Annotated in this window: 10 protein-coding genes; 2 read left to right on the top strand and 8 right to left on the bottom strand. The window is 73.0% G+C overall.

Annotated features, from left to right (window positions below):
* Positions 1 to 75 precede the first annotated feature (75 nt).
* Both ABT048_RS13170 and ABT048_RS13165 read left to right on the top strand, forming a co-directional pair.
* The gene (locus ABT048_RS13170) at positions 76 to 1,254 is read left to right on the top strand and encodes a sensor histidine kinase (RefSeq protein ID WP_350521444.1); all 1,179 of its coding nucleotides are present in this window, start codon (positions 76 to 78) and stop codon (positions 1,252 to 1,254) included.
* Positions 1,251 to 1,928 (top strand): response regulator, encoded by a 678-nt coding sequence (locus tag ABT048_RS13165; protein ID WP_350521443.1) that lies wholly within the window; start codon positions 1,251 to 1,253, stop codon positions 1,926 to 1,928. Before ABT048_RS13170 ends, ABT048_RS13165 begins: the two co-directional genes overlap by 4 nt.
* Positions 1,929 to 2,004: 76 nt before the next feature.
* Here ABT048_RS13165 and ABT048_RS13160 read toward each other — a convergent pair whose 3' ends face one another.
* The 8 genes from ABT048_RS13160 to ABT048_RS13125 form a co-directional block, all read right to left on the bottom strand.
* The gene (locus ABT048_RS13160) at positions 2,005 to 3,093 is read right to left on the bottom strand and encodes a hypothetical protein (protein ID WP_350521442.1); all 1,089 of its coding nucleotides are present in this window, start codon (positions 3,091 to 3,093) and stop codon (positions 2,005 to 2,007) included.
* Between the two features lie 354 nt (positions 3,094 to 3,447).
* Positions 3,448 to 4,098, bottom strand: coding sequence for a hypothetical protein (locus ABT048_RS13155; RefSeq protein ID WP_350521441.1), 651 nt, complete (start codon positions 4,096 to 4,098; stop codon positions 3,448 to 3,450).
* A 127-nt stretch (positions 4,099 to 4,225) separates the two neighbouring features.
* On the bottom strand, positions 4,226 to 5,245 hold the full coding sequence (locus ABT048_RS13150) for an N-acetylglucosamine kinase (RefSeq protein WP_350521440.1): 1,020 nt from the start codon (positions 5,243 to 5,245) through the stop codon (positions 4,226 to 4,228).
* Positions 5,246 to 5,392: 147 nt separating this feature from the next.
* Entirely contained in the window at positions 5,393 to 6,706 is a 1,314-nt protein-coding gene (locus tag ABT048_RS13145; protein WP_350521439.1) for a 6-phospho-beta-glucosidase, read from the bottom strand.
* Complete coding sequence (locus tag ABT048_RS13140; RefSeq protein ID WP_350521438.1) at positions 6,706 to 7,623, bottom strand: carbohydrate ABC transporter permease; 918 nt, start codon at positions 7,621 to 7,623, stop codon at positions 6,706 to 6,708. Before ABT048_RS13140 ends, ABT048_RS13145 begins: the two co-directional genes overlap by 1 nt.
* Positions 7,624 to 7,644: 21 nt before the next feature.
* On the bottom strand, positions 7,645 to 8,661 hold the full coding sequence (locus tag ABT048_RS13135; protein ID WP_350521437.1) for a carbohydrate ABC transporter permease: 1,017 nt from the start codon (positions 8,659 to 8,661) through the stop codon (positions 7,645 to 7,647).
* A 28-nt stretch (positions 8,662 to 8,689) separates the two neighbouring features.
* A complete protein-coding gene (locus tag ABT048_RS13130) occupies positions 8,690 to 10,045 on the bottom strand; it encodes an ABC transporter substrate-binding protein (RefSeq protein WP_350521436.1) in 1,356 nt (451 codons plus the stop codon).
* Positions 10,046 to 10,150: 105 nt separating this feature from the next.
* A complete protein-coding gene (locus tag ABT048_RS13125; RefSeq protein WP_350521435.1) occupies positions 10,151 to 11,341 on the bottom strand; it encodes an ROK family transcriptional regulator in 1,191 nt (396 codons plus the stop codon).
* Positions 11,342 to 11,605 lie beyond the last annotated feature (264 nt).

The raw sequence follows: 11,605 nt of genomic DNA, 5'->3' as shown, positions 1-11,605 counted from the left end.
GGCCGGCGCACTGGCCCCGGGGATTACGCCCGCCGGCCAATGCGCCGCCGAACGGGACGCGGCTACCATCGCGTCATGATCACCGAAGCCCGCCCGCCGCTGCTCAGGCGCCTACCGCCGGGCGTGTGGGTGGCGGCGCTCTGGACGGCCCTGGTGGTGTTCCGCTGCTTCACGCGTGAGGACGAGCTGAGCCACCTGTTCAGGTACTACGGCAACCCGGAGGACATGCCGCTGGTGGTCACCGCGGTGGTCACCACGTCGGTCGCGACCCTGCTGGTCCGGCTGCCGCTGGCGGCCATCGCGGTGGCGCTCGGAGGCAGCGTCTTCGCGCTCGGGATGTGGGAGGTTCCGGAGACCACCGGACTCCAGTTCCTGATCGCCGACGGCGTGGTCGGCTACTGCGCGGCCACCCGCTCCCGGCGCGTCTCGCTGAGCGCCCTGGCGCTGCCGCTCGCCACGCTCGCCGGGCTGATGCTCTGGGGTGCCGTCCACGACTACCCCGTCAACCCGCTCGCCTACGCGGGCTACGCCGCGACCGTGCTGATCGCCTGGCTGGTCGGCAACACCGTGCACCAGACCCGCGCCCACACCGAGGCGCTGCGCGGCCGGGCCTCCGAGCAGGCCATCACCGCCGAACGGTTGCGGATCGCCCGGGAGTTGCACGACATGGTCGCGCACAGCATCGGCATCATCGCGATCCAGGCCGGCATGGGCAGCCGCGTCATGGACACCCAGCCCGCCGAGGCCCGCAACGCGCTGGCCGCCATCGAGACCACCAGCCGGGAGACCCTGGCCGGCCTGCGCCGGATGCTCGGCGCGCTGCGGGCCGGCGAGCAGGAGTCCGCACCGCTCGAAGTCGCCCCGGGTCTCGCCGAGTTGGACCGGCTGGTGGAGAAGAGCGCGGGCGCCGGCGTCCGGGTCGCGGTGACCCGCGGCGGCGAGTCGCGAGCCCTGCCCGCCGACGTCGACCTCGCCGCGTTCCGGATCGTCCAGGAAGCGGTGACCAACGTGGTCAAGCACTCCGGCACCCGCGACTGCCACGTCACCGTCGACTACCGGCCGGACGAACTGGCCGTCACCGTCGTCGACCTGGGAGCCGCCCCGGCGACGCCCACCCCCGGCACCGGCTACGGCATCGCCGGCATGCGCGAGCGGGTCGCCCTGCTGCACGGCGAGTTCAGCGCCGGCCCGCGCCCCGAAGGCGGCTTCCTTGTCGCCGCCCGACTGCCGATCCCCGTGGAGGTGGGACCGTGATCCGCGTCGTTCTCGTGGACGACCAGCCGCTCATCCGCACCGGCCTGCGTGTGCTCATCGCCGACGCCCCGGACCTGGAGGTGGTCGGCGAGGCCGGCGACGGCGCCGAGGCCGTCGACCTGGTCGCCCGGCTGCGCCCCGACGTCGCGGTGATGGACATCCGGATGCCGGGGACGGACGGCATCGAGGCCACCCGCCGGATCACCGCCGACCCGGACCTGCCCACCCACGTCCTCGTGCTCACCACCTTCGACGACGACGACTACGTGTACGGCGCCCTGCGGGCCGGCGCGAGCGGCTTCCTGGTCAAGGACCTCGCCCTGGAGACCATCCTGGACGGCATCCGGGTCGTCGCCGCCGGGGACGCGCTGATCGCCCCCGGCATCACCCGCCGTCTGATCGGCGAGTTCGCCGCCCGTCCGGACAACGGCGGGGGCAACGGCGGGGCGGCCCGGCAGCCCCGGCGGGCCGTCACCGGGAGCGTCACCGAGCGCGAGCGCGAGGTGCTCACCCTGGTCGGCCGCGGTCTGTCCAACGCCGAGATCGCCGAGGAGCTCACCATCAGCGTGGCCACCGCCAAGGCCCACGTCGCCCGGCTCTTCACCAAGCTCGACGCCCGTGACCGGGTTCATCTGGTCATCCAGGCCTACGAGTTCGGGCTGGTCAGCCCCTGACGGCGCCCCCGCGGGAACGCCGAGCGCCGGGACGGGCCCGCACGGCCCGCCCCGGCGCCTCAACGCACCGCGGGCGTCAGTGGACGATCGCGTGCGAGATCTGGCAGCCGCTGACCGCGTTCGACCAGGTGCCCTGCATGGCGAACGACCCGGTCGCGAAGGTCACGTTCTGCGCGCCGCCGGTCCCGCCGGTGCCCTTCCAGGCGCACTTGTCGGCGTTCTCGTACCCGGTCGAGTCGGTCCAGCCGCCGGCCGGGTTCTGGTCGGTGACGGTCTCCGAGTACTCGTGGCCGTACACGATGGTCACGCCGTCCAGCGTGCCCGCACTGCCGCTGTTGACGTAGTTCTGGCCGCAGGAGGCGCCCATGTCCGTCACGTACGGGTCGTTGGTGAACGCCACGTCGCCGTACGGGGACGGGGCGGCGCCGCCGGTCAGCGTGGTGTCGCCGTTCCAGTCGTGCCAGGCGCAGAAGCCCCCGTTCGGGGTGTTGAAGCCGTCCGGGTGCGTGCCGGTGGGCGAGAGCACCACGTACTGGACGTTGCGGTTGGACGCGGCCGTGGTGTTGCCGAAGTGCCCGGCGGCCTTGACGGCCTCGGCGGCGAGCTGGTTGCCGGTGGCCTGGCCCGGTGCGGCGGCCGAGGAGTCCACCCAGACGCCGGCCAGCGCGCCGCCGGTCGGGTAGCCGACGTGCGCGGCGGTGGCCGGGCAGCTGGTCGCGCCCTTGGCGACGCCCTCGCAGTACTGCGTCATGACGCCGGACCAGGTCTCGTTGTTGGTCCCCAGCCCCTTGAACAGCTGCTGCGCGCGGACGGCGATGCCCTTCGGGTCGCCGGTGAGGGTGGTGTAGCCGTTGGCGTCGGTGCCCTGGGTGCCCCACTGGGTGCCCCAGAAGACCAAGTAGACCGCGGGGGCGCCGGTGGTGACGCCGATGCCGTCCACGGCGCCGCCGTACTTCAGGTTGCTGGTCCGTGCGGCGGCGGAGTTGCCCGCCTCCTTGGTCGGGTGGGCGCCGTGCCGGTACGGGTGGGAGTTCCCGGCGAACTCGCCGCCCGGCTGGTCGGCCTGGGCGACCGGAGCGGCGAAGCCGGTGACGGCGAGGGCCAGCGCGCTGAGCCCGGTCAAGGCCCGGACGCGCATCCGGCGGGAGGTGGGGGAGATGCCCATCGTGAGGGTTCCTCTCTCGCGCCGGCCGCACCCGGGTGGGGACGCGGCGGCGCTGTGGGGGGACGAGCGGGGCGACGACGGCAGGCCGGAGCGGCGGACCGCCCGTCAGGGGCGGCCGGCGAAGAGGGGATGGGGGACCGGCGCACCGTCGACCGCCGGAAGCAAAGCAGAGCCGCCGAAACCGGGTCAACGAGGCTGAGAGTAAGACCAGCCCCAAGGGCGGCCCACGCGGAGGTATGGAACGTCAAAAGTCCCCAGCTGCCGGGCTGCTGACGCGCGTAGCTCAGCCGAATGTCAACAGTTGCGGGGAGGTTCTACACCGTATGCCGCCCCACGCCCACCCTGACGCCCGCCCTACGGCCGCTCGACCTCGCCGATCCGCATGATCCGCCCGTGGGAGTCCAGCACCACGTCGTACGCGTTCCCGTGGCACCCGTACGGGGGCGCGGGGTCCCGCTCCGCCAGGCAGTCGTCGAGGTGGGCGACCAGTTCCGTCAGCGGGACCGCCCTGGCCGGCTCGTCGTGCGGGCGGTCGACCAGGGTCGCCGCCACGCCGGCCGCCGCGAAGCCGTAGTGGACGGGGGTGCCGGTGGGGGCGTAGCGGGCGGGGCCGCAGGTGAAGCGGGCCGGCTGGGCGGTGAGTGCGGCTGGGCCGGCGGCCACGACGACGAGGACCTCGTGGCCCGGGAGCTCCGTGGGTGCCGTGCAGCCGGGGGCCGGGCCGGACGGAGCCGGGAGGGAGGGGTCGGCGGCGGAGGGGTCGGCCGCGGAGGGGCCGGCGGCGGACGGGTCGGCCGCGGGGGAGTAGGCCTCCTCGACGTCCTCCTCCTCGCCCAGGAGTTCGTCGTCCTCGTCCAGCAGGTCGTCCGCCGCCTCGTCGGCGACCGCCGCGGCGGAGGCGGCGGCCACCGTCGGGCGGGAGTCGGCGGGGGTGCAGCCGGTGAGCGCGGCTGCGGTGCCGCAGGCCAGCAGGGCGGCGGCGAGGAGGTTGCGGGGCACGGCCATGGCACCAGTCTCCCCGGGCGGCGGCGTCCGCCGGTACTCGGGTCGTACGAGGACGACCGGGAGCATGGGTTCCCTCCTCCGCCGGACGTGCGGATCCGGCGGAGGAGGGAAGTTCGTTGACGCCGGGTCAGGCCGCGACCGGCCGCGGTCCCTCGTAGGCCTCGCGCAGCCGGGCCTGCGCCTGCGTGCCCGCCTTCAGGTGGTCCAGTCCGAGCAGTGCCGCGCCCAGCACCGGCGGCGCGACGACGACCCGGGGTTCGGCCAGCGGTGCGGCCTGCGCGAGGCGGGCCTTCACGTTGTCGAGCAGCAGCGGCTGTTCGGAGGCGAGTACGCCGCCGCCGAGCACGACCGGGGTGGGGGAGTCCAGCAGGTCGAGCCGTCTCAGGGCGACCACGGCGAGCCGGACGATCTCGTCGGCCTGGCGGTCGATCAGTTCCAGGGCGACGGCGTCCCCGTCGCCCGCGACCGCGAACAGCACCCGGACGAGTTCGTGCAGCCGGTCGCTCGACAGCTGCCCGAGGTGGACGGCCTCGGCGACGGCGCCGGCGCTGGGCAGGCCGAAGTGGTCGGCGATCGCGCGGGCGAGGGCGGTGGGCCCGCCGCGGCCGTCCTCGGACCGTACGGCGTGCCACATGCTGGTGATGGCGAGGCCGCCGCCGCCGCCCCAGTCGCCGGTGAGTTCGCCGAGGGCGGGGAAGCGGGCGGTGCGGCCGTCCGGCAGCAGGCCGACGCAGTTGATCCCGGCGCCGCAGACGACCGCGACGCCGCGCGGGCCGTCGGTGCCCGCGCGCAGCAGGCCGAAGGTGTCGTTGACGACGGTGTTGGTGACGCCCCAGGGGTGGGCTTCGAGGGCGTCGTGCAGGGCCTGCTCCTCGACCGGCAGGTCGGCGTTGGCGAGGCAGGCGCTGACGTGGCCGGTGAGCACGCCGTTCCAGGTCGGGTGGCCGGCCTCGGCTGCGGCCTGCCGGACGAGCGGGGCGAGGCCGGCGACGGCCGCGGCGCCGCCGATCCGCTGGGGGGCGAAGCCGCCGCCGCGGGCGGTGCCGAGGACGCTGCCGTCGAGGCCGATCAGGGCGACGTCGGTCTTGGAGTTCCCCGCGTCGATGGCGAGTACGCCGGGCAGGAGTGGTTCGGGCTGGTGGGTCATCGGGTCCCCGCGGCTCGTACGTGGCCCGGCCGGGAAGTCGTCGGCCGGGGGTGCCCGGCCGGGTGTGGGCGGCCGGGTGTGGGCGGTCTCCTCGCAGTGCCGGCCCGCGCTCTCCTCGCGGGACGCGGGCCGGCACCGCGGGCCGGGTCAGGCCCAGGCGAGGTGCTCGCGGTTGTGGGCGAGCAGTCGGTCCGTGAGCCGGTCGGCGAGTTCGATCTGGCCGACCAGCGGGTGGGCGAGCAGCGCGTCGAAGACCCGGTCGCGCCCGCCGTGCAGCGCGGCGTCCAGGGCGAGGTGCTCGTACGCGGTGACGGCGGCGACGAGGCCGGCGTACAGCGGCTCCAGCGGGCGTTGCGGCAGCGGGCGCACGCCGCCGGCGTCGACCTCGGCGGGCACCTCGATGACGGCGTCGTCCGGCAGGAAGGGCAGCACGCCGTCGTTGCGGGTGTTGACGACCTGCACGGAGGTCCCGCCGCCGGTCCCGAGCAGGGCGGCGATCAGCTGGACGGCGGCTTCCGAGTAGAAGGCGCCGCCGCGCTTGCCGAGCAGCTCGGGCTTGGTGTCCAGGGTCGGGTCGGCGTACAGCTCCAGCAGCTGCCGCTCGATCTCGGCGACCTGCGCGGCCCGCGAGCCCTGTTCCCTGAGCTCGGCGACCACCGCGTCGTGCTGGTAGAAGTACCGCAGGTAGTAGGACGGTACGACCCCGAGCCGCTCGATGACGGCCTGCGGCAGGTGCAGGTCCTCGGCGATCTCCTTGCCGAAGCCGCCGAGCAGCTCCGGCAGCACCTCCCGCCCGCCGGCCGCGCCGGGGGCGTCCAGCAGGGTCACCCCGCGCTCCCAGGTCAGGTGGTTGAGCCCGACGTGGTCGAGCCGCACCAGCTCCGGGTCCACCCCGAGGTGCGCGGCGAACTTGCGCTGGAAGCCGATGGCGACGTTGCAGAGCCCGACGGCCTTGTGGCCGGCGGTCTGCAGGGCCCGGGTGACGATGCCGACCGGGTTGGTGAAGTCGACGATCCAGGCGTCCGGGTTGGTCCGGCGCACCTGCTCGGCGATGTCCAGCACCACCGGGACGGTGCGCAGCGCCTTGGCGAGCCCGCCGGCGCCGGTGGTCTCCTGCCCGACGCAGCCGCACTCCAGCGGCCAGGTCTCGTCCTGGTTGCGCGCCGCCTGCCCGCCGACGCGCAGTTGCAGCAGGACGGCGTCGGCGTCCGCGACGCCCGCCGTCAGGTCCGTGGTCACCGTGACGGCCGCGGAGTGCCCCTGTCGGGCGAAGATCCGCCGGGCGAGGCCGCCGATCAGCTCCAGCCGTTCGGCGGCCGGGTCGATCAGCACCAGTTCGCCGATCGGCAGGGTGTCGCGCAGCCGGGCGAAGCCGTCGATCAGCTCCGGGGTGTACGTCGAACCCCCGCCGACGACGGCGAGTTTGAGCGCGGCGGTTCCGGACGTCTTCGGTGCGGACATCAGCCCTTGACCCCTGTCAGTGTCACGCCTTCGATGAAGGCCTTCTGAGCGAAGAAGAAGAGGACGATCACCGGTGCCATCACCAGCAGGGTGGCGGCCATGGTGAGGTTCCAGTTGGTGTGGTGGGCGGCCTTGAAGGACTCCAGCCCGTACGAGAGGGTCCAGGCCTCGCGGTTGTTGCTGGCGTAGATCTGCGGGCCGAAGTAGTCGTTCCAGCAGTAGAAGAACTGGAACAGCGCGACCGCGGCGATGGCCGGCTTGGCCATCGGCAGGACCACCCGCAGCAGGGTGCGCAGGTCGCCGCAGCCGTCGATCCGGGCGGCCTCGATGTACTCCCGGGGGATGGTCATCAGGAACTGGCGCAGCAGGAAGATGGAGAACGCGTCGCCGAAGGCCATCGGGATGATCAGCGGCCAGAGCGAGCCGCTCATGCCCATCTGCTTGGCCCAGAACAGGTACATCGGGATGACGGTGACCTGCGGCGGCAGCATCATCATCGCGATGACCGCCATCAGTGCGAGGTTGCGGCCCCGGAAGCGGAACTTGGCGAGCGCGTAGGCGACCGGCAGGCTGGAGACGACGGTCAGCAGCGTGCCCGCGCCGGCGTAGAGCAGGGTGTTGCGCCACCAGGTGAGGAAGCCGGGGGTGTTCCACACCTTGCCGTAGTTGCCCCACTCCCAGTGGGTGGGCCAGTAGTCGGTGGTGAGCGCCTGCTGGTCGTCCATCAGCGAGGTGAGCAGCACGAAGACGAAGGGCAGCAGGAAGAACAGCGCGGCGGCGATGGCCAGCGAGTGGACGGCCACCCAGTGGAGCAGGGCGCGGCGCCGGGCGGCCCGGGCCGCGGGGCTGCCGGGCCGGCCGGGGCGGGTGGGGCCGGCCGGGGCCGGCGCCTCGGTGAGCGTGTTGCCGAGAGTCATGATCAGGTCCTCACTGGCCCGTTAGTCGTCGCTCGCCATGAAGCCGGACCGGCGGCGGAGCAGGATCGAGGTGACGGCCATCGAGATGGCGAACAGCACCAGGGCGACGACGCAGGCCGCGCCGTAGTTGAAGCGCTGGAAGCCCAGGTTGTAGACCATCTGCGGCAGGGTCCAGGTGGAGCCGCCCGGGTAGCCCGGTTCGAACTGCTGGCCGGAGTTGCCCGCGATGCCGCTGGCGACCTTCCCGGCGACGATCGCCTGGGTGTAGTACTGCATGGTCTGGATCACCCCGGTGACCACCGCGAACATGATGATCGGCGAGATGTTCGGCAGCGTGACGTACCGGAACCGCTGGAACGGGCTCGCGCCGTCCAGCTCGGCCGCCTCGTACTGCTCCCTGGGGACGTCGAGCAGCGAGGCCATGAAGATGACCATCAGGTCGCCGACGCCCCACATGGCGAGCAGGGTGAGCGCGGGCTTGGACCAGTCCGGGGACGCGAACCAGCCGGGCTGCGGCAGGCCGAGCTCGCCGAGCAGGTGGTTGACCGGGCCGGTGCCGGGGTTGAACAGGAAGGCGAAGGCCACGGTCGCGGCCACCGGCGGGGCCAGGTACGGCAGGTAGAAGACGGTGCGGAAGAAGCCGGCGCCGGTCTTGACCCTGGTGATGAGCATCCCGATGCCGAGGCCGAAGGCGACCCGCAGGCTCACCATGACGACGACCAGCCAGAGGGTGTTGCGCAGGCCCTGCCAGAAGGTCGGCAGCTGGCCGAGGACGTAGTCCCAGTTCTTGAGGCCGTTGAAGGTCGGCTGGCCGAAGCCGTTGTACTGGGTGAAGGAGAAGTAGGCGGTGGAGACCAGCGGGTAGACGAAGAAGACGCTGAACCCGATCAGCCAGGGGGAGAGGAAGGCGAGGGTGCGGGCCGCCTCCCGGCGGCGCTTCCGGCGCAGCAGGTGCTGCGTGGAGGGCGCCGCCGGGCCGGCCGGTCCGGCGCCGGCGTTGCCGCCGCTCTCCTTGCGGGTGCCGAACGCGAGTGACATGGGAGCTCCGTGGGCCGTTCGCGGGCGCTTACTTGGCCTGGGCGATGTCGGTGTCGATCTGCTTGGCGGTGGCCGCCAGACCGGCCTGCAGGTCGGTCTGCTTGCCGGACTCGTAGTCGTAGCCGAGGTTCTGCAGCGAGCTGATGTAGCCGCTGCCGTTGACGGCCGGCGGGGTGGTGCCGGAGTGGGCGTTCTTGGCGATGTCCAGGAAGGTCCTGACGTTGTCGTCGCTGACCAGCTTCGGCGAGTCGAGCGCCGCGAAGGTGCTGGGCACGTTGTGGATCGCGTTGGCGAAGCCGACGACCGCGTCGGTGTCGGTGGTCAGGTACTTGACGAGCTCCCAGGCCGCGGCCTGCTTCTTGCTGGTGCTGGCGATGCCGACGATGGTGCCGGTCTGGTAGCCGCGGCCGTAGGTGTCGGCCTGGTCGTCCGGCACCGGGAAGGCGGCGGTGCCCCAGTCGAAGTCGGGCTTGTTCGCGGCGAGCGAGGCGGTGCGCCACTCGCCGTCCAGGGCCATCGCGACCTGGCCGGTGTGGAAGGGGTTCTTGGCGCTGAACTCCTCGCCGAAGGTCGCGCGGAACTTCTCCAGCTTGTCGTAGCCGCCGAGCTGGTCGACCAGGCCCTTCTGCCACTTGAGCATCGCGGCGACCTTCGGGTCGGTGGCGAGGTTCGACTTGCCGTCGGGGCCGAAGTAGGTGGGGCCGTACTGGCCGAGGTAGTGCTCGGTGGTGGACTCGTAGCCGTGGTACAGCGGCATGAAGCCGAGCTGCTTGTACGAGTCGCCGTCGGCCTTGGTCAGCAGGGCGGCGTCCGCGGCGAACTCGCTGAAGGTCTTGGGCGGGTGGGCGATGCCCGCCTCAGCGAAGGCCTTCTTGTTGTAGTACAGGCCGTACGCGTCGCCGAGCAGCGGCAGTGAGCACTGGTTGCCCTGGAACTGGGTGTAGTCGAGCATCGCGGCCGGGAAGGTCTTGGCCGGGTCGATGCCGCTCTTCTGGAGCAGCGGCTTGAGGTCGACGAAGGCCTTGGTCGAGCAGAACATGCCGACGTTGTTGGTGGTGAAGGAGGAGACCACGTCCGGGGCGTCGTCGCCGCCGGCCCGCAGAGCCTGGTTGACCTTGTCGTCCGGGATGTTGCCCACGGCCTTGACGTGGATGTTGGGGTGGGCCTTCTCGAAGGCGGCGATGTTGTCGTCGATCGCCTTGGTCTCGTTGTCCTGGCTCCAGCCGTGCCAGAAGGTGATGGTGACGTCCTTGCCGCTGGCCGAGTCGTCGTTGCCGCCCGAGTCGCTGGAACCGGTGCAGGCGGTGGCGAGCAGGGCCAGGACGGCGCTGCCGGCGACGGCGGCGATCGTGCGGCGGCCTCTGCGGGAGGTGGTGGCGTGCACTGGGAGGTCCTCCTGGAAGTGCGCGGGCAGGCTTCGTCGCCTCGGGGCCCGCGTTCGGGGGTCGGGGAGAGGTGGGTGCGGGGGGAGCGTCGGTGGGCGGGAGCGTCAGTGGGTGGAGAAGACCGCCTCGCGGGCGTCCGACAGGGCGCGTTGCAGGGCGCCGAGCAGGACGGGGGAGCCGGGCAGGGCGCTGCTCCTCACCTCCGGCCGGGCGATGGAGAGTCTGGCCAGTTCGTCCTCGACGAGCGCGCGCAGGCGTTCGCCGCCGGCGCTCGGCACCGCGCCCGAGAGGACCACCAGCTGGGGGTCGACGACCGAGACGATCACGGTCAGTCCGACGGCGAGCCGCCCGGCCAGCGCGGCGAGGAAGGCGTCGCCGGCGCCCGGGGTGGCCAGGGCCCTGGCCACCGACTCCTCGGCGGTGGGCGCGCCGAGCCCGTGCTCGCGGGCCAGGGCCCGGACGGCGGGCGCGCCGACCAGGGCCTGGTACCCGCCGAACTTGCGGCGGCGGGAGTCCCATTCGACCGGGGAGTCGGGCACCGGCATGTAGCCGACCTCCCCGGCGCCGCCGGTGAAGCCGCGGTGCAGCCGCCCGGCGATCACGATCGCGGCGCCGACGCCCGCCTCGGCCCAGAGCAGGACGAAGTCCTCGAAGCCGGCCGCCGCACCGGAGGCCTGCTCGGCGACGGCGGCCAGGTTCACGTCGTTCTCGATCGACACCGGCGCGCCGATCGCCTCGGACAGTTCCTCGACCAGCCGCGGCGAGTGCCACCCGGGCAGGTGGGAGGCGTAGCGCAGCTTGCCGGTGACCGGGTCGGGGGCGCCGCCGACGCCGATCGCGACGGTGCGCAGGCTGCCCTCGGCGAGTCCGGCGGCCCGGACCGCCTCGGCGACGGCGGAGGCGACCGTGGCGACGGTCTCGGCGGCCGGCACGCCCTTGGTGCTGACGGTGTGCTCGACCAGCGTGGTGCCGGTGATGTCGGCGACCGCGACCCGGATCCCGGTGTTGGTGACGTCCAGGCCGGCGACGTACCCGGCGGCCGGATTCACCTGGTAGAGCTGGGCGTTGGGCCCCGGCCCGCCCGCCGTGGTGCCGACCGGCACGACCAGCCCGGCCGCCTCCAGCCGGGCCAGCAGCTGGGAGGCGGTGGGCTTGGAGAGCCCGGTCAGCGTGCCGATCCGGGTGCGGGAGAGCGGGCCGTTCTCCAGCAGGAGTTCGAGGGCGGCGCGGTCGTTGATGGCCCGCAGGAGGCTCGGGGTGCCGGCGAGGGGGGCCTTGGCGGTGCTCTTGGTCATGCCCGAATCCTCCTCTTTCGGCTGGTCGGGGTTGCCGCCGGGGGACGTCGGGGTGGCTCTCGGGCGGCGTCCGTGGGGACGGGTGCGAGCTTCGGGCGAACTGTTAGGAAACTTTCCAGTCGCTTGGGAAGGACCGTAAGGGCCGCGTCAGCGGGGTGTCAATGGTCGGTGGAACGGAGGATGCCGAAGCGTTACCGGCAGCAGCGAGCCCCGCCCCCGCGGTGCCGGGGCGGGGCTCTCGTCCCCTCTGCGGGGAGCCGTTTC

The sequence above is a fragment of the Kitasatospora sp. NPDC096140 genome (assembly GCF_040303045.1).
In the GTDB taxonomy this organism is placed as follows: Bacteria; Actinomycetota; Actinomycetes; order Streptomycetales; family Streptomycetaceae; genus Kitasatospora.
The sequence above is the reverse complement of the archived record's forward strand: the minus strand, read 5'-3'. Positions and strand labels throughout refer to the sequence as shown.